The organism is Okeania sp. SIO2B3 (assembly GCF_010672525.1).
GTDB lineage: Bacteria > Cyanobacteriota > Cyanobacteriia > Cyanobacteriales > Microcoleaceae > Okeania.
Genome location: NZ_JAAHGH010000001.1, coordinates 265,392 through 284,644, shown reverse-complemented (window position 1 = coordinate 284,644; position 19,253 = coordinate 265,392). Strand labels below are relative to the sequence as shown.

29 protein-coding genes and 2 tRNA genes are annotated in these 19,253 nt (G+C 38.9%); 10 read left to right on the top strand and 21 right to left on the bottom strand.

Annotation, left to right across the window (positions count from 1 at the left end):
* Positions 1-136: 136 nt before the first annotated feature.
* The 17 genes from F6K15_RS01130 to F6K15_RS01050 form a co-directional block, all read right to left on the bottom strand.
* Positions 137-679, bottom strand: coding sequence for a hypothetical protein (locus F6K15_RS01130; protein ID WP_293056053.1), 543 nt, complete (start codon positions 677-679; stop codon positions 137-139).
* A complete protein-coding gene (locus F6K15_RS01125) occupies positions 661-1,362 on the bottom strand; it encodes a DNA N-6-adenine-methyltransferase (protein WP_293056051.1) in 702 nt (233 codons plus the stop codon). Before F6K15_RS01125 ends, F6K15_RS01130 begins: the two co-directional genes overlap by 19 nt.
* A gap of 696 nt (positions 1,363-2,058) precedes the next feature.
* Positions 2,059-3,495 carry a hypothetical protein gene (locus tag F6K15_RS01120; RefSeq protein WP_293056049.1) on the bottom strand — a complete coding sequence of 479 codons (1,437 nt, stop codon included), beginning with the start codon at positions 3,493-3,495 and terminating at the stop codon, positions 2,059-2,061.
* An 83-nt stretch (positions 3,496-3,578) separates the two neighbouring features.
* Positions 3,579-4,346: a hypothetical protein gene (locus tag F6K15_RS01115; protein WP_293056047.1), complete on the bottom strand. Its 768-nt coding sequence runs from the start codon at positions 4,344-4,346 to the stop codon at positions 3,579-3,581.
* 9 nt (positions 4,347-4,355) lie between these two features.
* Positions 4,356-4,823, bottom strand: coding sequence for a hypothetical protein (locus F6K15_RS01110; protein WP_293056045.1), 468 nt, complete (start codon positions 4,821-4,823; stop codon positions 4,356-4,358).
* Positions 4,820-5,290, bottom strand: coding sequence for a DUF1064 domain-containing protein (locus F6K15_RS01105; RefSeq protein WP_293056043.1), 471 nt, complete (start codon positions 5,288-5,290; stop codon positions 4,820-4,822). The genes F6K15_RS01110 and F6K15_RS01105 overlap by 4 nt, the downstream gene beginning before the upstream one ends.
* The gene (locus F6K15_RS01100) at positions 5,265-5,528 is read right to left on the bottom strand and encodes a hypothetical protein (RefSeq protein ID WP_293056040.1); all 264 of its coding nucleotides are present in this window, start codon (positions 5,526-5,528) and stop codon (positions 5,265-5,267) included. The genes F6K15_RS01105 and F6K15_RS01100 overlap by 26 nt, the downstream gene beginning before the upstream one ends.
* 40 nt (positions 5,529-5,568) lie before the next feature.
* Positions 5,569-6,756, bottom strand: coding sequence for an IS110 family transposase (locus F6K15_RS01095; RefSeq protein WP_293056037.1), 1,188 nt, complete (start codon positions 6,754-6,756; stop codon positions 5,569-5,571).
* 133 nt (positions 6,757-6,889) lie between these two features.
* Positions 6,890-7,471: a hypothetical protein gene (locus F6K15_RS01090; RefSeq protein ID WP_293056035.1), complete on the bottom strand. Its 582-nt coding sequence runs from the start codon at positions 7,469-7,471 to the stop codon at positions 6,890-6,892.
* A gap of 285 nt (positions 7,472-7,756) precedes the next feature.
* On the bottom strand, positions 7,757-8,260 hold the full coding sequence (locus tag F6K15_RS01085; RefSeq protein ID WP_293056033.1) for a hypothetical protein: 504 nt from the start codon (positions 8,258-8,260) through the stop codon (positions 7,757-7,759).
* Entirely contained in the window at positions 8,260-8,526 is a 267-nt protein-coding gene (locus tag F6K15_RS01080) for a hypothetical protein (protein WP_293056031.1), read from the bottom strand. The genes F6K15_RS01085 and F6K15_RS01080 overlap by 1 nt, the downstream gene beginning before the upstream one ends.
* Positions 8,516-8,884, bottom strand: coding sequence for a hypothetical protein (locus F6K15_RS01075; protein ID WP_293056028.1), 369 nt, complete (start codon positions 8,882-8,884; stop codon positions 8,516-8,518). Before F6K15_RS01075 ends, F6K15_RS01080 begins: the two co-directional genes overlap by 11 nt.
* A gap of 161 nt (positions 8,885-9,045) precedes the next feature.
* Entirely contained in the window at positions 9,046-9,363 is a 318-nt protein-coding gene (locus F6K15_RS01070; protein ID WP_293056026.1) for a hypothetical protein, read from the bottom strand.
* Positions 9,364-9,391: 28 nt separating this feature from the next.
* Positions 9,392-9,889: a hypothetical protein gene (locus tag F6K15_RS01065; protein ID WP_293056025.1), complete on the bottom strand. Its 498-nt coding sequence runs from the start codon at positions 9,887-9,889 to the stop codon at positions 9,392-9,394.
* A gap of 122 nt (positions 9,890-10,011) precedes the next feature.
* Complete coding sequence (locus F6K15_RS01060; protein ID WP_293056022.1) at positions 10,012-11,004, bottom strand: hypothetical protein; 993 nt, start codon at positions 11,002-11,004, stop codon at positions 10,012-10,014.
* Between the two features lie 3 nt (positions 11,005-11,007).
* Positions 11,008-11,334, bottom strand: a complete 327-nt coding sequence (locus F6K15_RS01055) for a hypothetical protein (RefSeq protein WP_293056020.1) — start codon at positions 11,332-11,334, stop codon at positions 11,008-11,010.
* Complete coding sequence (locus F6K15_RS01050) at positions 11,334-11,582, bottom strand: hypothetical protein (protein WP_293056018.1); 249 nt, start codon at positions 11,580-11,582, stop codon at positions 11,334-11,336. The genes F6K15_RS01055 and F6K15_RS01050 overlap by 1 nt, the downstream gene beginning before the upstream one ends.
* Positions 11,583-11,878: 296 nt before the next feature.
* On the opposite strand from F6K15_RS01050, the gene F6K15_RS38020 reads away from it, so the two are divergent.
* From F6K15_RS38020 to F6K15_RS01010, 9 genes are all read left to right on the top strand, one after another.
* A complete protein-coding gene (locus tag F6K15_RS38020; RefSeq protein ID WP_363267053.1) occupies positions 11,879-12,073 on the top strand; it encodes a ribbon-helix-helix protein, CopG family in 195 nt (64 codons plus the stop codon).
* 8 nt (positions 12,074-12,081) lie between these two features.
* A complete protein-coding gene (locus tag F6K15_RS38015; RefSeq protein ID WP_363267050.1) occupies positions 12,082-12,249 on the top strand; it encodes a hypothetical protein in 168 nt (55 codons plus the stop codon).
* Between the two features lie 71 nt (positions 12,250-12,320).
* Positions 12,321-12,653, top strand: a complete 333-nt coding sequence (locus tag F6K15_RS01040; RefSeq protein ID WP_293056012.1) for a hypothetical protein — start codon at positions 12,321-12,323, stop codon at positions 12,651-12,653.
* Entirely contained in the window at positions 12,650-13,006 is a 357-nt protein-coding gene (locus F6K15_RS01035) for a hypothetical protein (protein WP_293056010.1), read from the top strand. The genes F6K15_RS01040 and F6K15_RS01035 overlap by 4 nt, the downstream gene beginning before the upstream one ends.
* Positions 13,007-13,030: 24 nt before the next feature.
* On the top strand, positions 13,031-13,540 hold the full coding sequence (locus F6K15_RS01030) for a hypothetical protein (RefSeq protein ID WP_293056007.1): 510 nt from the start codon (positions 13,031-13,033) through the stop codon (positions 13,538-13,540).
* Positions 13,541-13,576: 36 nt separating this feature from the next.
* Positions 13,577-14,026, top strand: a complete 450-nt coding sequence (locus tag F6K15_RS01025) for a hypothetical protein (protein WP_293056005.1) — start codon at positions 13,577-13,579, stop codon at positions 14,024-14,026.
* Positions 14,027-14,093: 67 nt separating this feature from the next.
* On the top strand, positions 14,094-14,372 hold the full coding sequence (locus F6K15_RS01020) for a hypothetical protein (protein ID WP_293056002.1): 279 nt from the start codon (positions 14,094-14,096) through the stop codon (positions 14,370-14,372).
* A 40-nt stretch (positions 14,373-14,412) separates the two neighbouring features.
* Complete coding sequence (locus F6K15_RS01015) at positions 14,413-15,462, top strand: hypothetical protein (protein ID WP_293055999.1); 1,050 nt, start codon at positions 14,413-14,415, stop codon at positions 15,460-15,462.
* A gap of 488 nt (positions 15,463-15,950) precedes the next feature.
* Positions 15,951-16,532, top strand: coding sequence for a recombinase family protein (locus F6K15_RS01010; RefSeq protein WP_293055997.1), 582 nt, complete (start codon positions 15,951-15,953; stop codon positions 16,530-16,532).
* A gap of 340 nt (positions 16,533-16,872) precedes the next feature.
* On the opposite strand, the gene F6K15_RS01005 is transcribed toward F6K15_RS01010, so the two are convergent.
* From F6K15_RS01005 to F6K15_RS00995, 3 genes are all read right to left on the bottom strand, one after another.
* Positions 16,873-17,250: a hypothetical protein gene (locus F6K15_RS01005; RefSeq protein WP_293055994.1), complete on the bottom strand. Its 378-nt coding sequence runs from the start codon at positions 17,248-17,250 to the stop codon at positions 16,873-16,875.
* Between the two features lie 609 nt (positions 17,251-17,859).
* On the bottom strand, positions 17,860-18,315 hold the full coding sequence (locus F6K15_RS01000) for a hypothetical protein (protein WP_293055992.1): 456 nt from the start codon (positions 18,313-18,315) through the stop codon (positions 17,860-17,862).
* Positions 18,316-18,392: 77 nt separating this feature from the next.
* Positions 18,393-18,465, bottom strand: a tRNA-Met gene (locus F6K15_RS00995).
* A 28-nt stretch (positions 18,466-18,493) separates the two neighbouring features.
* Here F6K15_RS00995 and F6K15_RS00990 point away from each other — a divergent pair.
* A tRNA-Glu gene (locus F6K15_RS00990) sits at positions 18,494-18,567 on the top strand.
* Positions 18,568-18,632: 65 nt separating this feature from the next.
* On the opposite strand, the gene F6K15_RS00985 is transcribed toward F6K15_RS00990, so the two are convergent.
* Positions 18,633-19,130, bottom strand: coding sequence for a C39 family peptidase (locus F6K15_RS00985; protein WP_293055989.1), 498 nt, complete (start codon positions 19,128-19,130; stop codon positions 18,633-18,635).
* Between the last annotated feature and the right edge of the window lie 123 nt (positions 19,131-19,253).

Genomic DNA, 19,253 nt, shown 5'->3' with positions numbered 1-19,253 from the left:
AGGGTTTCTTTTCTTCACTTATGTTGACGTTATTGAGTGATATTTTATTTATACTATAAATTATATAAGTAATTTATAGTATAAAGTTCAACACGCGCCTTCATTCAGCGGAATAGTCGTTTTCAGCCGTGACTATTCATATTTTTATTTCGGTTGAAATATAACGTTTCTCAACTGCCTTGTTGCATTTTAGAAAATCACTGCAAGCTTTAAAGCTTGCAGCCTGGGAAACTATCTCGTTAACCTCCTCTTGAGAGGTTTTGCCAGATATACTACCCAGGATATATACCATCAGGGTTAGTGAACAATCAATTTCAATCACGGCGGGACAGAGATCAAGCTCTACAAAGACCTTCGATGGAATCATCTCGACATCTCTCTTTCTGACCCCATAACTATCTAAGATGCAGATCAAGATTTCTTCTTGTGAATGAATAATGAATGGGTGCAAAGGAGGCAGTTCCTGCAAAAATTTTATTGCGAAAGAAGTTCTCCTTAGGAGCTTTCCGTCTTCTAGAGTTAAGCGACTCCTAGGCATTTCAGCGAGAAAGATGAATGGGTCTTCGTGAATAATTGTATGCTGCATGAGTGTTTTAATTGGCAAAAGGAATAAAAAGAGAGAAGTTAAGCTTAACTTCTCTATATATTGAGTGGTTGACGCTATTTGACGTGCTTCCACGACTTTCTGGCTTTTACACGATCTATAGTTGTTACAGACACTTTGTAGTAATCAGCAAGTTCTTTCGAGGGCGTATAGAGACACCTCCTGATTGCCCTAACATCTTTTTCTGTCAGCTTTGCAGAAGTTATTTCGTTCCCCTTTCGTCGAGGCCATTTTTGAGAATGATTGATAGGCATAATTATTTTGTTCCGAGAGATAATTTCTCCAAAAGGGCAAAAAATTTGATTGAATTTTTGTTCGTCGCTTCCACAATAGACAAAAACACTCCCTTTAGCTGCCGGATATTTCTCCTCGTATCCATCTAATATATCCAAGAATTTAATCCTGCCATACCAAAAGCAGATAGCTCGCGATCGCTTCCATACCTCTCCAAACCATCGAGTATCGGTAGAGGCAGGAAGTAGCCCTATCCCCTCTTTCATATTCCCTTTTTCGTATTCAAAGAAGAATTTTTCTACCCATGGAGCAGGGTTGGAGTAAGGAGGGTTCATGTAAATTTTACCAACCCAATCTTTTGTCAGTCCGTCAGTCTTGACGGTGAAATACTGATTTGCCCAGATGTTCTTAGTTAGCAAATCTTCAGCGCAAGGATCGATATTTATCTCCCCTAATACATTCTTGATGAGCGTTTTGATTTCACAGGGAGTCCCCCAATAGTCTGTATTTTTGTTTTTTACCATTCTTGTCATTTTGGCTAATTGTGCTCAATCAGAAACGATATAATCAGCAGTGTCTGTACGTACAAAGCAGCCACAAGGGCACCGAATATTATTGCTTTAACCATAAACCTCGTAGTTATCATTTTTCTTCAACAGCACTTAGTGCGTGTCTGATTAACATTTTTGGAGTTGATCTTCCTAACTAGAGAAGAATCGATCTTCTCTTAGAGAAAGAATTTTCATCTCTTTGGTCGCATCCTGGCGCATCAGGTTAGCAATGAAGGATTGGGCTATCAGACTTTCTTTTATCCGCCTGACGACAAGGGCTTTAGCAGAAATAGACGACGCTAGGTCTAGAGACCCTAGATAGGATGCCCTTATAGAAAGGGATTCAATGATTTTTACAGCCCTCGATGAGATCGAGTGAGGTTTTGAGTCCCTTGATATCTCGCAAATAAAGGTGTAATAATGATTTATTGTATGTGCAACGTCTGTGACGCAAAAAGGTTGATAAGGCTCCCATTGAGATATCACCTCAATGCTTTCCAGTGAACTTAGATCAATATTAGGGATTAGAGGGAAGTCGCTTTCTCCTCTGATATTAGGTAATTTTGGTGCCATTTTAAAATCGTAAAGTACTTGGGATGACACTTAGTAAGTGTCTAACAGGGTTCCTTGGAACCCTGTTAGCACCAACTTAACCAAAGAAAGTACGTCTTATGCGAAAGGTTTCACCCAATACCAAGACCCCGAAAGGTTTTTCAGCTCATAGCACTTTTCTCTCATTATTTGAGAAATAGTTTGAGTATTGATGGAATCAAAAACTCCATTTTCAACTCCCTGTTTAAATTCCTGCCTGATGGTAGCAGCAGGGATAATCACTGCTACTAAAAGTTCATCTCCATCCTTCTTCCTTTTTTCGTTAGTCCTCATAGCTTCTGCCTCTTTCCTTTCGAGGTATTGGTTGATGTACGAGTGCTTAGGATCGGGCTTGAATAGTATAGATTTAATATATTTCCTATATTCTTTTACCTTGTCCTTAGCAGCAGGGATTTCCATGTCATAGACTACCGCCATAGAAGCAATCAACTCCTTTTCCTCACCACGAAGTCTTTTTAGGAGGATTTTGAATTCTTTTTGCTTCTCAAGCCAAAAATTACGAATCACGTCTGCTAGAGGGAAGTCGCTTCCCTCATTGAAAACCAGCATTTCTTTATCAACGAAATCTCGATTTTCTTTTTCTGTAGGAATTATTATTATCCTCCTTCGGATTTCGTGAAATTCAGGGAGTGTCCAGAAAGGATCGCAAGTGCTTACGGCTTTTGGACACGCTGAGTTGAAAGATTGGTTTTTACCAGTTTCGGCGCTGCTGATTGCAGTTTTTGCATTAGAAATAGAAGTTCCTGTTTTTAAGAGGGTATAGATTTTTTCCTCCTTGAAAGTGTTCTCGCTGCAATCATCTATACAAATAATGATGTTCTCTTCTGACTCTTCACCATTGTCGTCTACAGAGATGCGACAGCTTTCTATATGGTTCCTGATTCCAGCGTAGGTCGCTGTAGAAGACAGAGTAGGGCAATCATACATTTCGCTTGCTAACCTTAGAGCAGATGACTTGCCAGTACCTGACTTACCCCAGAAAACGGTAATAAGATAGTTGCTACACAGCGCAGATGGTATCATTAATGTCGATATCAAGACTGGCATCACTATTTCTGGGTTTGAAATAGTGGTCAAATTACAGATCAACTCTTCTAGCTGAAGTGCGATAGGATTACTTGGGTCACAGTATTCAGTATACTGGTCTCGTGTATCTTCTCTTGAGAATTTTCCTTTTTTTCGTACTTTTGGTTGAGAAACTGTCTTTGAAATTAATTCTAGATTTTCTTCACCCTTGGAGGTGTCACATTTTTGAAAAGCAACAATATCTCTAGCTTCAACGACTTTAAATCCTAGCTCTGAAGAGTATATCAACCGCTGATCTTCAAGTAGCGGTTCTCCTTCAAGAAAATAACCACAGTAGATAGCCTCATGCTTTTTGTGCATTTCGGGATTAACCCATTTAATCCTTTCTAGGACTTTAACAACTCTTGCCTCAGAGGAATCAATAGCTTTCTTGTTCCTCTCTAAATTCTCTGCCCAAATGTTATTCATTACTTCTCCATTTTGTTTTGTCTTGTTTTTTCTTTTATGCAAGTAATTACTTGCAGAAAAGACTTATATAAAAGGAAAACTGCTTATGACATCAACGCTCGTAAGACAATTCCTATCTCCACGCCCAATCCTTCAGCTACTTCCTTGATACCTGACGAATTAGATTTCAAGAACTCCAGCCTGGACTTAAGTTTCTCAGTTGTAGACTCGCCATAGCTATAATTTTTTTTGCTACTAGCCGAAACGTCTGGAGGAGATGAAGATAAAATTTCTTGAGCCTTATCACCAGTCGCCTCAGTAATGATGATCCGCGGAGGTCGGCTTCCTTTACTGACAGTGAGTGCCTGCCAGTCTATGTCTGGAGTATTAAAGCTAGGATCTCCATGTAGCTTAAGCTCGGATTTGTAGTACTCATCATAGTATAAAGAGTGTAAAGGAAATTGAAGATCGAAGACTTTAATGTCACCTGATGATGACAGTATCTTCTCAAAGACTACTTTGAATACAGAAAAGTCTGTAACTTCCTTTCCGTAAATCTCGCTTGGAATGATAATGCAATGGATTTTTCCAGCGTCAACAGGAACTGGCTCCTTCTTCCACTTTGTTTTTCCTTCTGAATCCTTGCCGTCAGGTATGTTTTTGCAGAAATTGAAAGAATCTAATTCAAAGTAACCGAGAAGGACAATGGCGTTATCCTTGATTTCAACCTTGCATATTCCTTTGAGAATCTTATCGTCCTCTCCGGCTTGTAGCTTAGTCGTGCCATACTTAACTCCAAGCTCAAAAGTTTGTATTTTTTCATCAGTGAGCTTGGATGCAATTTTGCCGTCGTAATTCTTGTAATTTGACATATTCTTGTCCTAAATTTCTGTAAGCAGGCCTTGAGCTTCGCTCGCTAAGAGCTTGCGAAACGCGGTACTGAATGGAAGCGAAGGGTTTGTCTCCACGAGCAACAGCCATTCCCTCCACTCTTCACTATCTAAAGATACTTCAATAGTCGCGTTCTCCAATTGGGCATTTAAGATATTCGCAATTGCAGAGAACACTGGAAACATACCTTCATCCGGGAAGACTACATAAATGCAACCTGACTGGTAGTGGGGCACATTTATAACCAAGTACCTATTATCTTTTAGTTTTCTAACCGAGCTTCTCTCGCGTAGAGTTAAGCGCTTTTTCGGAAGTAAGGAAAATTTCTCCTTACTTCCCCATCGATAACGCGGAGGGCAGAAGACGTCAAACTCTTCTGGGGTTAAGCCACAAAGAAATTGTAGCTCTTCTATTAACAAAAGAAGGTTGATGTCTCTTTTGATTTGATTAGTAATCATCTAGAGCGATCGCGAATTAGCTGCAATAGTTCGACCAAATCGACTTGCGACATCAGGCTAAAATGACGCCAAGATATAAAATGAACAAGTCCGCTAGAGTGAAACCCTCTTGGCTTTTTATCGTTCAAATGAACCACCAGAAGAGGGATGTCCTGGTATAACTGCCAGAGCAAGAACTTGAACTTGTCACTCTGGAGGAACCTACCTTTAGCCTCCAAAGCAAATACTCTAGTATCTGTCTTGCGTCGCACCAAAAAGTCCACCCTCCAACTTGTATTGGAGATACAAAGTTCCCTGCTATTTAGAGTGTCATTTCCTAAATAAGCAGCTCTAGCATGAGGGCTGATAAACGCCTTGTTTACTAAAGAGCAAAGCTTTTCATAGACTTGACTCTCATAAATGGAGTCGAATTTAATGCCGTGCAATACAACTCTCTTGGCATTATACTTGTTCGTTTTCGATCTCATTTTTCTCCTCTATTTTCTCTACAGGCGAAGCAGCTTTGAGAGTCTCTATTTCTGCGATTAGAGAAGCAAGGACACTTACCTTATCTCCCGACGTTATCTTTGATAAGAGTTGAGTCACTCGGTACTTGATATATTCTTTGTCAAAACGAACATACCGCTCACTTTTCGCAGCTAATTTTTGAGATTCATTGGCTAATCGACAATTAATTTTTAAAATGTAGCCTTCAGGTAGCATCATTAGCTCAACAGGGGCGGTTTGATGATGAAGGTAGTGAATTTCATCTTAGTGCATCTACTAATTTATTAAACATAATTTCCACAGCCTTGGCCCACACTTTCCGCCTAACTTTAGCGATCGGTTTACCCGATTGTTTCTCGCTCAAATAAATACCGTGCAAATAATCCCCTACTTCATTTTTTAATCTCGATCGCTCAGGCTCAATCCTAACAAAACTCCACTGCCACAAGCTTAATCTGCATAAATCGCTTCCGCCTTTTTTATGCCTCCGCTTCCCCCCACTCCAATCACGAGTAGGGGCAACACCTAAAATTTTTCTAACTCTACGTAAACTCAAAGGCTTCTTGGTTAGCTTTCCAGAATTTTTGCCAACAGAATAAATTACCTCCGGTTTTCCGTCTGGGCCATAAAATCTCTCTAATGGGTAAAGTTGAGACAACAAAATTGCCTGATGAGGCAATCCAAATCCAAATTCTTCAAAAACTTCAATATACTCAGTAAACTTATTTTTTAATAAAATCCTATCAATCTGTTGTTCGATAATTTTACAATGCTCGCCAAGTCGGCAAACAATATCAGCATTAAATTCAGTAAAAACTGACAAACCAAATCCACAGGAATCTGCATATAAATCGTCATATCGACTCAACTCTATTTCAGGATCTGCTAACCAGCGCCAAAAAACAGCAGGAGATTTCAAAATTCTCCTTGGCGATTTAACTGTAGAAACTTCGGGAAATTCATAACCTAAATCTTGATGAACTACATTGATATATTTGGTAGCTGATTCTTCATGGAATATCCTACGAAAAATCAACTCTCTCAAAACATTAATATCAGAGTCCTTCCGCGAAACAAACTTTCTAGGGTTATCAGAATAATCGAACCAATAACAAGCCAACGCCAAAGCATCAGCCTCATCATCTTTGTCTGGCAAACCTAAAAATTGTCTGTAAGAAGGAAGAGCTTGATTAGGAATTAAAGAAACTTCACAGCCAATTTTTGCCAACCATTTTTCCCAGAATTTTAAATACTTAATCCCCGTAGGTTCACCTACCGCAAAATCAGGAGATAAGACTTTCAACAGTTCTACTCCTGATTGATTATTTTCAATGTGATAATATTTATTATTTTCCAAATAATACTTGCTGACTTTTTGGGGTCTCTTGTCTAACAAGCAACAAACTATCTTTCCTCTACAAACATCAAAACCCAAGACTTTTGGCATATAAAAATAAGTATAATTATAAAAAGAGCGCATGAATCTTTTGGGGCACAAAAGCCCATTTCATCTTCTGCGCTCTTAATTGATAGCCCAAGAAATTCATAGGGAACAAAAGCCCATTTCTGACCAAGGGCTATCAAGCTTTTAAATCTTGAATCAAAGTCTTAATTTCAGCTAATTTAGCCTTCCCTTCGTCCCACTTCCTCCCAGAGCAATGCAACACTTCCTTGATGATGCGAGTGTCGCTAGTTCCAAGTTCCAGTTCCTTCTTAATTTCCAATATTAGCTTGCCGGAAAATTCTGGGGAACTGTTACTGGAACCACAATCTGGAACTATTTCTGGCTGCAAAGGCTCTGGCACATCTGTTGCATCATATTCAGAAAAATACCCAGATTGACTCTCCTCGCAAGCCAATGGAGGATTATAAGTTAACTCTGCTAAATGTTGGTTAAAAGCAGTCTTTTCCGCAAGGTCTAAAGCCTCATATAAACTCCGATGTTGCTGAAGCTTTTGAGAAGAAATTAAACCAGCACTGCTTAACCCAAAACCCAAGAACAAACTACCTATTCTAATCGTATGATTTTGGGTTGTAAAAGGAGGAATTAGCCATAAAAAAAAGCTGCAAACTGAAGTTCCTAAACAAGTCCCTTGCAAACAAGTCCTGCTCAATTTAACAGAATCTCTCAGTCGGACAAACTTCAATAAATTTACGTCCATTGAATCAATCCCCCCAGTATTAAACATCCCAAAATAGTCCAACAAACGATTCTAACCAGAGGGTTCTTTTCAAGATAAATTATTAATCCAGCTAAAATAATTATTAATAAAGCTGCGGACAAGAAAGGGGGCAACAATTCATAATTAATCCTGGCCAGATAACTAAGAAAAGAAAAGGAAATTAAGCCTATGTTGCAACAGGCAATGAAACGATGTATCATGTTTCTATAGTCGGTTCCTAAGAATAAATTAGTAGGCAAGCGTGACACCTTGCCTACTATTAATTTACAGTTGATTCATCTGTTGAGCTAAAGCATTAATTTGATTTTGAGCTGAATTGTCAGCTCTTTCTAATGAAGCATTAGCTTTTGCATACCCAGGGCGCAAACTGTGCAAAGTTCGCCCTACTCCAGCGTTAATTCGGGCTTGCTTTAGTCCGGTTTTAGCGTTGTTCTGGACATACTTTCCCCAAGAAGCATGAATCTTAGCTTCATGGTTATCGATGCGCTGCAACTCTTGATATCCAATTCGACTGGACTTTCTCAGTTCGGCCACCTGCTTTCGGTGAGCAGTCAAAGCTTTTGCCTCTGAAGGCGTAAGCGGACGACTTTTATCTACCGTAGGAACTGATTGAATGTTCCCCCACTCTGGATTATTAGTGGGAGAAAATCGACCCCCAGCGCCGCCATTAATAATTGAATTGCTGTTAATTTGGTGATTCCCGCTACCCAAGCTATTATCTTGTTTGGCTGATTTCTCTACACCCAATCTTTGAGCTAAAAAACCCATTACTTCGTTCCTCCTGTGGTAGTTTCAGCGTGGGAAATGAACATAGAGGGGCTGGGTAAATCGTTGAACATAGACTCATCCAAATCCCCATCGATGGAAGGCAAATTATTGCGCAATTTTGCACAAATAATCATCCGTGCATCTTCTTTGTATTCTTGATAATAATGCTGATAAACTTGCCCCCATGTAATTATGTCCTCCCTGGCGGTTCGTTTAGCATCATCGATAATTTCAGTTAACTCTAGTTTTTTACGATCAGATGGCAACTGATTTGACTTCGATACAGTCGCCAGGATGTTGTTGTTGCTGTTTGTTGACATTTCTAACCTCATTTAATAACGGCAATGCGTGGATGACTCCTTGCCCGCGACTCCTGTACCTACCAACAATCCAGCGGAAACAAATCATAATTTCTGCCGATTCGCGATCGAGATAACTGTCTCGCGGGAAGTAACTGAAGCCTGGCAAGCAAGAGTCTTTAAGTAAAGTGATATCAGCATAAAACTGGGATTTTTTAATGTTGAGCGATTGAGTCAAATCATCGCGTTCAATCCAGTCATTGTTGCCTAAAATTCTTGATATCAGTTCTTGCACTTCTAATTTAGTGTTGCGGTGGTAATTCATTCCTCCTTTTCCATCTTTGATGTAGTTTAATGCTAGCGAACTTGAGGTCGGTAGTCAAGCAGTTTAGCAAAATAATTTTATTCAAAAATTTCGCAGAAAGAATCTATCAACTCACTAGGCGCAAAGTATTTGATGAGTTGATTTTTATTGATTTTCAAGGCTTATTCTGTATTATGTTGTTCTATTGTGGTTAATTCACTAGAAGTATGAATAGCAATAGAAATCAGTTCTTTTTCGCCATCTTCTGTCTCAAAAACTCGTCTGGATGTTGGAAGCCTCTTTGACGGAAATATCCATATCACATCACCGGGATTCATGTTAACTGCCTTCGATAGGTGAGGTGCTGAAGCTAATATGCCTTTAATCCAATCATATTCATCAGGAGCAAATTCATAAAGCTTTGAGTTTAAAAAATCAATACGGAGATAACCTTTTATCGAGTTAAGAGATAATAACGAATTTGTATAATAGTTAGTCAATTTACCTCCTTCGCTGCAAAGAAAACACTTACAACGAGTCGCTTCCATCTGGTTTAAACCCGAAAAATTCTAAAGGGAAAGATTCGACAGTTGGCATAATACAAATAGTTCCATTTTCGTCGAGTTCGAGACCGTCGTAAAAATCGACATCAAAAAGGCCGTAGCAACCATCGACATCAGGAAGGTCGTCGCAATAATCGACACGAGAACAAAAATCAGGAAGAAGTTGTGGAAATTCCTTCCTTGCCCTATCTTCAGCCTCCTTTGTTATAAAAGTATCGCTATAATTAGGATTATCAACGGGCTCATGCCAGCCTGCCTGCTGATAAGCCTCAATGATGCAATTATCATCCGAGTCTGGGTCGTAAGGAAAATAAACTTCCAACCAAGAATAATCTTCACCATCTTCCTTCTCAGAAAAAGAATAGGGAATACGCCAAGCTTCAGCCCATCCGCACTCTTTCAAGTCGTCTAGGGTGTTTTCAGAGTAACCGTAGATAGAAACCATTAATCTACCCGGATACACTTCATAAGGTAAGTGCAAGCCCTCACCCAAGCGTCTGCATTCATAGTGATTAATGCAATAACTAACGCCATAGACAACATTATCAGGAAAAAGACTGCAATCAAGCCCTATTGGGCATTCTTTCACCAGTCAACCCCCACTTTCATATAACCACTTTCCTGCTCCCAATATTCTTTGCCCTCAAAGTTGTAAAAGACACCGCATTGGTTAATTCTAGTTACTTCAACTATTTGCCCGTGGCGATCGCCTGCCAAACCAACACCAGAAATAATTTTAATCGTATCGCCCACTGAAGCATTCCGGTGGTAATGTTCGGGTTCGAGCAGGTCTGGATTTAATCCAGACATTCGTCGTCCATCACTCAAAACGACGCCAACAGCGCCATCCAAGCTTACCCCGGAAACTTCTCCGAAATTTTCATGCTCCAGGCAGTAGATACGATCGCCTTTCTTGAATTTACCTGGTAAAGTTTCTGTTTCTGGTTCGTCAAGATTCTCATCAGGTTCAGTAGGAATTGGTGGTGCGGGTGGTTTAGGGAAAGGTGGTTTGAAGTTTTCCACAGGGGGAGCTGTAACTACGTCCAGATAAAAAGCGTAAGCCTTGATATATGTGTCTTTGCGCCTACAGTCGCCACCGCCCCATTCCCGGATTTTTTCAATAGGAATTTGCTTGCGCCAAAAGAATTTTCGATACCACTGAATTTTATGAATTTTTCGTGGTTTAGGAGTTAGTGATGGGGAATTAGTATAGCACTTTTCTAATAATTCCAATGACTGGACAGGCTGAGGCTTAGGTTCAACAACCTGAGTTTGAGTGCGACATTTTTCTGTCAATTTTGTTTTAGGTAAAGAATTCAGAAACTCTTCCCGCGATAACTGTTTACGTCGAGGGTTAGATTTAACAACCGGAACTCGACATTGAGTGCGACGTTTTTCCGTCAACTCTGTTTTAGGCAAAGAACTCAAAAACTCTTCCATTGATAACTGCTTAGGTCCAGTCTCAGCCTTGAATTCAATAACTTTCCCTAAATGGGGACGCTTCTCCACAAATTCTGTCTCTGATTTGTGGACAAATGTTGCTATGTCAAATAATTGTTGTTGTACTGCTGTTACCATTATTCAAACTCCTAATGAATTAAAACTTTCTTGACAAACCTCAACGGTTAACTGGCTAAACCGAAAAGCACGTTGTAATTGAATTTTGATTTCCTCGGATGTTAAGTCTTGCTCAGACTGCCAAATTTTTATAACCAATTCTTTGTAAATATCAACTATAAGATGATGTAAATTGGCTTTGTTTTCGTGAATTGCCTGTCTGATGTGTTCTCCCATCACTTCTGCAAAGAAAGGACTGGAAATATTCACGCTAAGGGTCTCATCTTTAAGAATTTTTGGCAGTTCTTTTTTGATTTTGGATATTAAGTAATCAGTTTCTGTTTCAGTCATTAATACCTCTTTTTACAATCTGGACGTTTGTTTCGGTAATCATCAAATTGGCGTCGCCTTTTTTTGTCCCTAAACCGTTTTTCATAAATGGCCTTTCTAGCTTTGCGCGATCGCCTCTTAGTTGGCCTCAGAGGATTTTTGCGATCGCGATAAGTGGCCGATTCAACTAATTTGCGGTATCGGTTGGCCGTTCTTATTCCAGCACTTTGGATTAATAGAAAGTATTGCTTAACTTGGCAAGGCAACATTTTGTTTTATAGGTAAGGGGCTGACTTGGCAAGAAGTAAGCCCCTGGCAGATGGATATAAATTAAGTAATTTAGAAATTTTTAAGTCAGCTTGAACGACCAAGGAGTCGTTATGTCATGCTTTTGTTGGTTAGATTCTCCTGTTAACTTCCCCCTTTTCTTTGGCTTATGATTGACATGGTAACTCAATAAATATACCATGTCAACATGGTAACTCAATAACTCTAGTGTCAAAAGTATAAATGGTGTTACAAAGCATGGATGGTGTTACAATGAGTATCAAAACCAATAGAGGAAATGAAAACAGAGCATCAGAAGTACGGAGAACTCAAGGTAAAGACAGGTGTGTCCCTGACCAAGACAGCGATGAGCTACCTGGACAAACTAAGGAAGGAGGAGCAGGTCAGTCGGAGCGAAATGCTGGAACGGTTGGTCAGGGAAAAAGTAAATCCATCACCATTAACAGAGAAGGAGGCCATGCTAAAAAACTAGCGAGCCAGTTGGAACTGTTAAAAGAGGCTTTCTATGAATATGTAGGGGCGCATCGTGGCAGACTTGAACAAAGGCTAGACGAAAACAAACAGTTCACTCAAATATTTGAAGAAAGACTTGTTGCACTAGAACAAGAAGTATTAGGGTCGCCCCAGCATCACACCGAAGAAGAATAAAAGTCCGACGGTAGTTAATACCGTCGGATTTTTTCATGGAAAAATGACTCAATTAATCAACAATTAATCAAATGGAACGAATAGAAATAGAACTACCCCAACACTCAGTCGATGGAATAAAAGAAGCCATTGAAGGAGGAATTTGCAGCGGACTAGAATACGAAATTACGGGAGTAAAAAACGCCGTATCGGAAGGTGTTAAAAGCGGAATAGACACCAACCTAAACGGCAGAGAACATAGAATATTTGAGGTGTTTAAAATCATCTTTAAAGAAAAATATGAATGTTCTGAAGTAGACCTAGAATATGCTGTTGGGTGGATGACAAAACAAGCTATTAGAGTTGTCGATCGCTTCGAGGAAGAAATGTCAAATGAGATAGAGCAAGGAACAAACAACAAATGAAAATTAAAATCAAACCATACACTTTTAAAGTAGAAAGCGCCATAGCTAAAGCTATACAAAAAGCTATTGACTCATCAGAAATTAGTAGGTTAATAGTTAACAACTTTGACAACTTTGTAAGCATTTTAGGAGGCATTGTGCTTCCAACACAGGCTGCCAAAAAAGCAGCAGCAGAGGAAGAAGAACGAAGACAAGTATTTGAACTATTCAAAATACTCTATAAGGAAAGGACTAAAGAAATAGACTTACTGGACGAATTCTCAATAGAAAGAATGGCACAAATAGCAGTTGGTGATACAAAGGCGTTCAACAGAATAGCAGAGCAAGAGAGAGAAAAATTACGCGATAAATAGAACCTTGATTCCTTAAGCAAACAGATGAGCATATTAAATCAATTAAAAGCCCTAAATTGGCAAAACCAAGTATCAGTAGAACATAGATTTTTTGGGCAGATGCCTAAACATTTTTTCAAACAAATACCAGATGTTTATATCAAAGAAGTAGAACAAGCTTTATGTACACAAATGACAGAGGTTCGGCTTAGAAAAAAGTTCTTTGGGTATGTTATTTGCTCTATTAATTTGTTGAACACAACAAACAGAACTATCAAGAAGAGAGGGGATAAATATGTTTGCGAGGCCAATATAGACATAAAATTTACTGCTAGATTCGTCTCAAAAGTAGATAATAAGCTCGGCGAATCATTTTGTAGACTACATAATGTCTCAGTAGGAAGGTTGTCTAAATACATATTCAAAGAAACCGAGAAAATATCTGAGAAAAATTATAATCAAGCCAAGGAAGAAATAGAGAGATATATGAAAGGATTACAATCCGACTTATCCAACTCAGCCTCAACCATTCTTGAAAAAGTTTTTGATATTTAACCTCCTAGCTGTTCCAACACAACCATTAGAAACAATATGGGAATCGAAAAAGATTTAATCTCAATAAAAAGTTTAGGAAATCTAATATTTTGGCACGAAGAAATAATCGAACTTATTAGGTTCAAAAGCCAGTCAGGATTAGTGCCTAATACCAATGATGGATTTTATAAAACTATAGGATTTAAACCTACCTTTTACAGCGCTCATTCAGCAAAAGTAAATCAAAAAGATATTCATATTATAGCCTTTACAAAAATTACCAAAGATTATAGGCCTATCACAAAAATAATGGGATTAAGAGAAGAAACAAAAGAAATAAATCTTCCTCCCCTTGAAAAGTACGAATACATTTTAGGGTCAATAATTACTAGGCATATAAATGAAATCATAGCCCAGGTAATCTCATCAGATGACTTCGACCAAAACTCTTTAGCGATGGGACTTTTCGTCCTACGAGTAAAAGCAGAAAAAGCTTTATTTGAGTAGTTATTCGAGTGGTTATTAGAAGCCTCAATTCCACAAATATTAACCCACAAAAACAAGGTATTAACTAGTGAATAAAAACCTAGAAAAAATCAAATTATTAACAAGAAGCTTGTCAAAACCAGAAATAGAATTATTGATAATCTCCCTCAAAGACTTGCTGCTGGAGCCTCAACCAGAAGCTGCGATCGCAACTTCCAGCACTTCAGACAAATGCAAGTCCCGTTGGACAGAAATCAAGTATATAAAAGGCCATCCCTACTTATACGAAAGAAGGAAAGAGGTGGTCTCAAGTCCCACAGAAAAGACCGAAATAGTTACACGAAGTAAATATTTAGGCAAAGTTTAACCCCTCAGAGTTAGGGAGATATCTCCCTAACAAAATACTCATGATACTATTCCCATCCCGACTATTCCATCACTACAAAAACCCGCTAGCTCTATGGCTCTATGCCAGACATATAGACGAAAGAGGTAGTGGCCAAGCAATCTTTAGCTTGGAAAGTGCTGCGCGATCGCTTAATTTCGCAGTCCAAACTCTCAAAGGCTGGCTATGCGAAGGTAAAAAAATGGGACTGTGGCGATATTACGACACAAATCAAATATTAGGGATGGGAGCATGGGTCAAATTATTTTATACCTCTAGTCATCGATTAGCATCTCAAGCCAACCTTACAGACTTTGGCCCCGTAGCAGAAATTAGTCTAGATGATTTTTCAAACCACCGACTAACAATACTTTCCACTGAAATAGAACTTCAGTCCCTTCAAAAACAATCAAGATTTGCAGCTCATTGTGAAGCGATCGCCAAAATCCAGGAAAAATTACTTATCAAGAAAGTCTTAAAAGCCAAGAAGCTAGCCCCAAAGCCCTTACAACCAGAGAAAATCATCCCTGCGACAAAAATGGCGCGGGTACTTTGGCGCTCTGGCTGTCAGTTAGGAGTCTCAGAAGGATTCCTGAGTTATGGGGCCAGTCATCAAGGAGTCGCAGACCGTCGGGGTGTTTGTGCCAAGACGGTCCAGCGTCATCTTTCTAATAACTATAGATGTGATGGAAGTCCTATCAGGGATTTCAAAAAATGTGCCCCTTTGCAATCCATCCATATTAATCAAAGATTGAATCGCTACCATGGGAAAGCACTAGATGTAGCGTCATTGTCTGGGGAGGATTACCCAGAGTTAAACGGTAAATACTGGAGAAACAAAGAGGGGAGGTGGTTTGAAAGCAAGCCCAACATTTACGAGCCTAGTGTTCAACTAAGGAAGGTTAAATTTAGGCGATCGCGACTTTTATCAGAAAAAGGATTGGGTTGCTATTCAATCCAGAAGGCTGAGGGGAGTAGGAGGTTTGTGTCCAATCACGAGTACTTTATTCATAAGTCTAGCTTATCGATTTTAAGAAATGGCCGGGGGATAAGGAATAATTATGATTGCTGATATTTAATTGAATTTTTGAGTCTTGGTGAAGGCAGATAAAATTTATTTTTATTTTTTTTAATTCACTTAAAACTAAAAACCCAATCCCCCAACCAACCAGGGGTATCCAAGACAAAAAAGAAATTTGTTAGAATTTCAAATGTGATGCTCCCTAATGTAGATTGACCGCCGGGGCTTCACAGGAATCTCTGGCGGCTATCAGTATTTAGGAGACCCTGGTGGAGATTGGTTAGTGGGTATATTTGTACTGCCCTTAGTCCATAGGGAATGCCCACTTTTTTGCAATTAACAAAAACGACCGTATTTAGAGACTACTAAAAGCCCTCAAATCTCGTTATATAAATATAGTCTCTTTGAAGTGTACTTCATAGCGACTGCTTTGTTAGAAGTAGCGTCAAACACTCAAATGGGGTAGAAAATTTACCCCTATAACTAAAACCCCCCTTCAATGGGGTAGAAAAATTTACCCCAAAAATATTGGTTTACACATGGCCAAAATTGGATATGCCAGGGTTAGCAGCGAGAATCAAAATCTAGACCTACAGTTGGAATCACTTAAAGACTGCGGCAAAATCTTCACTGACAAACAATCAGGCAAAGACAACGAAAGGCCACAACTCAAAGAATGCTTAAAGTTTTTAAAAACTGGAGATACTTTGAAAGTTTGGAAGCTTAGTAGACTTGGAAGATCTACAGCCGGGTTATTGGAAATTCTCCAAGAACTGAGAGATAGAAAAATTACGTTTGAATCCCACACTGAAGGTATAGACACAAATTCAGCGATGGGAAGATTGATTTTTGGGATATTAGGCTCAATTGCAGAGTTTGAGAGAGAAATTATTCTTGAAAATCAAATGGCTGGAATAGCTGCTGCTAAGGCATCCGGGAAAAAGTGGGGCGGAAGAAAACCTGTGAACTTAGATAAACTCCAGGCGATCGCTCTGTTTATAGAACAGGGCAAATCCGTAAAAGAAGCTTGCCAACTCATAGGAGTCAACAAATCAGTTTGGTTCCGGAATCGGCATCGAGTTATCAATACCTCGAACAACGAAGGTCAAAGGAAAAATTGACTTTTGATTGATACATATACACCGTGAAGAAACTCCGGAGCTGTATAACGGACAGAAGCCTTGCTAAATCAAAGCTTTTGTTCTTAATACTTTCGCACTTTTATCGATACATCTGTAGCAGGAAAATAAAAATAATAGCTGCTGTTAATTTAATTAGTGCTCTTAGTACTCAAAAGTCAGGGGGACTGTCTCCCTAACCCTCTATTGGGTTTTCAAAAACTAGAACCTTTTATTCATCAATAGTTTTGAAACTTTTTAAAGTTATAAAGCGACAAGTCTATTATAAACTCGCAAGTAGCATAATATCCTTTCCCCGACCGCAAAATGGGGGAGCTTATCTCTACGGAATTTGAATCTTAGCTTTATCTTTTAACCATTTATTGAATAAAAGTTTTAATCTTTGAAGGTCGATTAAATTTAAATAATAAAACACATAACAATAAATATCTAAAGTGGCATCAGTAACAGCTTTATCCTTGTGTACAATAAATTTGAAATTAAGACAAGGAAATTTGAAAACATTTATTCTCTTCAATATAAATATATTGAAGATATTGAGAAATGATTCAGAAATCTTACAGTTAATTAAAATTCGGCAAATATCTCCTTCTTCAACAATATTCAAGCATTCCAGTTCCCATCTAATAAAATTAAGGTCTACAGGAAACATCTTCTCAATAAAAAGTTGAATCGCAATAGCTTTTACTGACTTACACATATTAGATGTAATATTAATGAAGATTGCATTGATACTTTATCCTAAGAATATTGTTCAAATATATTTAAGATTAAGAAGGACGTTCTGATGAATTTTCAGCTTTTATTTCCCAGCAACTCTAATAATTGCCATTAATTTAATTAGCACTCTTAGCACTCAAAGTTAGGGAGATTATCTCCCTAACAAACTAATCCCTACTCCCCAACCTTCCCTTTAGTTTTCAAAAACTAGACATATCTTAATGTAGTAGAGGCTTAACCGCTTGGGAAGATTGGCAATTGGATTACTGAAAAATTTTCGAGAGCCAAGAGTTTAGGAATGAAAGAACAATAATTGCCATTAATTTAATTAGCACTCTTAGCACTCAAAGTTAGGGGATTGCCTCCCCAACAAACTAATCCCTACTCCCTAACCCTCTCTTCAGTTTTCAAAAACTAGACATATCCTGATGTACTAAAGGCTTAACCGCTTGGGAAGATTGGCGACCGGATTACTGAAAAATTTTCGAGAACCAAGAGTTTAGGGATGAAAGAACAATAATTGCCATTAATTTAATTAGCACTCTTAGCACTCAAAGTTAGGGAGATAATCTCCCTAACTAGTCATGAATCATAAAACGTGGTAATAGGTGGTGTCCAAAGCCCACCAATCATAATTGGTAAAAGAAGTAGGCAGGTCCTCAACCCCTAGTCCTTCTAAGTTAATAGCCATCACTGAGTCTTGTCGATCTTCTTCATGCTCTGGGTTTAGGGCATGACCGAACTCATGCCATGCCACGAACTCTTGATATAATTCAGGTTGCCGACTCAAATCTGGTGACAACAAAATATCTCCACTTATTGGAAAATCTCCAGGAAAATAAGCCAAACCCAGAAAACCTTCAGTATCGCCAAACCCAATCAAAATATCAGGGGAAGCGCTTCTGGTTAAAGTTAAACGAGAATTTAACGTTATTTCAGAGGCTATTTCGTTAAATGAATGTTGAAGCTCAGAGGATAGATTGGGATTGAAACCATAAGTGACATTAGTTCTGCCCCAGTCAAACCCGGTCAAGATATCGTACATTTTTTTCGAATCAGTTTATTTTCTGTCCAGTTTGATTGTGTAGTATAATACCCTAATTGCGATCGCAACTTTGACAAAACGCCCTGCCGGAATCGAACCGACCTAAAAACAAATTATGAGTTTGTTGCCTCCCCAATCGGCCAAGAGCGCAGTTAATTTCCTGCTAAAATTAAAAGATGGTACTGTAGGCAAATTGGTAAAGCCACCTGTCTTTCATGCAGGAATTTGCGGGTTCAACCCCCGTCAGCACTTTAGTCAATGTCAAAGTTAGGGAGATTATCTTCCTGGTTAAGTTTTGATGGGCATAGAGGACGTTACTAAAACATCCTTCCCCATCCAGTATTTTGCCCCTCTACTAGCCATCTAGCATTCAAACTTTGGTAAGGATAATAGCAATCTCTACCATTAACATCGTCATAACTAAAACCTCTCCCCCAAGGATCATGACAGAGATAACCCCCTGATTCCTTACCTACCACTACACAAACGTGGCCTCCACTAGGATAATTTAACGTCCCTTTGTGTAACACGCCTATCGGGATAGGTTTTCCTCTTTCCAATTGAGCATCCAAGCTTGCATAGCTTAAGTCGGTTCTCCAAGAACTGTTTATCCCTAATGAAGCCAGTAATTCAGTATGAGCAGAGTGGTTTGTAGTGTCGCCATAATCAGCTAGACGATCGAGGTAATCGTCATCACCAGAAATACATCCAGGCTTGAGGTATTGCGCGCACATTGCCATGGATGAAGCATTACAAGTTCGCCACCAATCTACTGTATTGTCACGCTGAGAATAATAAGGAACTAATAATCGCATTTTGTTGAGTTATCGTGTAAAGCCTGACTCTATGCTCACTATTGTCAGGCATTGAACATCGTTTGTGGTTTTATAGATAGACAGTCTACTACCGCTCTATATTCTCATCTTTCTCTCGTGTCT

Excerpts from the sequence above, each read along its gene's own strand:
- F6K15_RS01085 (WP_293056033.1), bottom strand. The coding sequence starts at position 8,260 with ATGGGTTTTTTAGCTCAAAGATTGGGTGTAGAGAAATCAGCCAAACAA.
- F6K15_RS01035 (WP_293056010.1), top strand. The coding sequence starts at position 12,650 with ATGAAAATTAAAATCAAACCATACACTTTTAAAGTAGAAAGCGCCATA.
- F6K15_RS01090 (WP_293056035.1), bottom strand. The coding sequence starts at position 7,471 with ATGGACGTAAATTTATTGAAGTTTGTCCGACTGAGAGATTCTGTTAAA.
- F6K15_RS01000 (WP_293055992.1), bottom strand. The coding sequence starts at position 18,315 with ATGTACGATATCTTGACCGGGTTTGACTGGGGCAGAACTAATGTCACT.
- F6K15_RS01010 (WP_293055997.1), top strand. The coding sequence starts at position 15,951 with ATGGCCAAAATTGGATATGCCAGGGTTAGCAGCGAGAATCAAAATCTA.
- F6K15_RS01060 (WP_293056022.1), bottom strand. The coding sequence starts at position 11,004 with ATGGTAACAGCAGTACAACAACAATTATTTGACATAGCAACATTTGTC.
- F6K15_RS01105 (WP_293056043.1), bottom strand. The coding sequence starts at position 5,290 with ATGAGATCGAAAACGAACAAGTATAATGCCAAGAGAGTTGTATTGCAC.
- F6K15_RS01120 (WP_293056049.1), bottom strand. The coding sequence starts at position 3,495 with ATGAATAACATTTGGGCAGAGAATTTAGAGAGGAACAAGAAAGCTATT.
- F6K15_RS01005 (WP_293055994.1), bottom strand. The coding sequence starts at position 17,250 with ATGTGTAAGTCAGTAAAAGCTATTGCGATTCAACTTTTTATTGAGAAG.
- F6K15_RS01095 (WP_293056037.1), bottom strand. The coding sequence starts at position 6,756 with ATGCCAAAAGTCTTGGGTTTTGATGTTTGTAGAGGAAAGATAGTTTGT.
- F6K15_RS00985 (WP_293055989.1), bottom strand. The coding sequence starts at position 19,130 with ATGCGATTATTAGTTCCTTATTATTCTCAGCGTGACAATACAGTAGAT.
- F6K15_RS01040 (WP_293056012.1), top strand. The coding sequence starts at position 12,321 with ATGGAACGAATAGAAATAGAACTACCCCAACACTCAGTCGATGGAATA.
- F6K15_RS01115 (WP_293056047.1), bottom strand. The coding sequence starts at position 4,346 with ATGTCAAATTACAAGAATTACGACGGCAAAATTGCATCCAAGCTCACT.
- F6K15_RS01100 (WP_293056040.1), bottom strand. The coding sequence starts at position 5,528 with ATGATGCTACCTGAAGGCTACATTTTAAAAATTAATTGTCGATTAGCC.
- F6K15_RS01075 (WP_293056028.1), bottom strand. The coding sequence starts at position 8,884 with ATGAATTACCACCGCAACACTAAATTAGAAGTGCAAGAACTGATATCA.
- F6K15_RS01030 (WP_293056007.1), top strand. The coding sequence starts at position 13,031 with ATGAGCATATTAAATCAATTAAAAGCCCTAAATTGGCAAAACCAAGTA.
- F6K15_RS01110 (WP_293056045.1), bottom strand. The coding sequence starts at position 4,823 with ATGATTACTAATCAAATCAAAAGAGACATCAACCTTCTTTTGTTAATA.
- F6K15_RS01125 (WP_293056051.1), bottom strand. The coding sequence starts at position 1,362 with ATGGTAAAAAACAAAAATACAGACTATTGGGGGACTCCCTGTGAAATC.
- F6K15_RS01015 (WP_293055999.1), top strand. The coding sequence starts at position 14,413 with ATGATACTATTCCCATCCCGACTATTCCATCACTACAAAAACCCGCTA.
- F6K15_RS38020 (WP_363267053.1), top strand. The coding sequence starts at position 11,879 with ATGAAAACAGAGCATCAGAAGTACGGAGAACTCAAGGTAAAGACAGGT.
- F6K15_RS01025 (WP_293056005.1), top strand. The coding sequence starts at position 13,577 with ATGGGAATCGAAAAAGATTTAATCTCAATAAAAAGTTTAGGAAATCTA.
- F6K15_RS01050 (WP_293056018.1), bottom strand. The coding sequence starts at position 11,582 with ATGTTGCCTTGCCAAGTTAAGCAATACTTTCTATTAATCCAAAGTGCT.
- F6K15_RS01055 (WP_293056020.1), bottom strand. The coding sequence starts at position 11,334 with ATGACTGAAACAGAAACTGATTACTTAATATCCAAAATCAAAAAAGAA.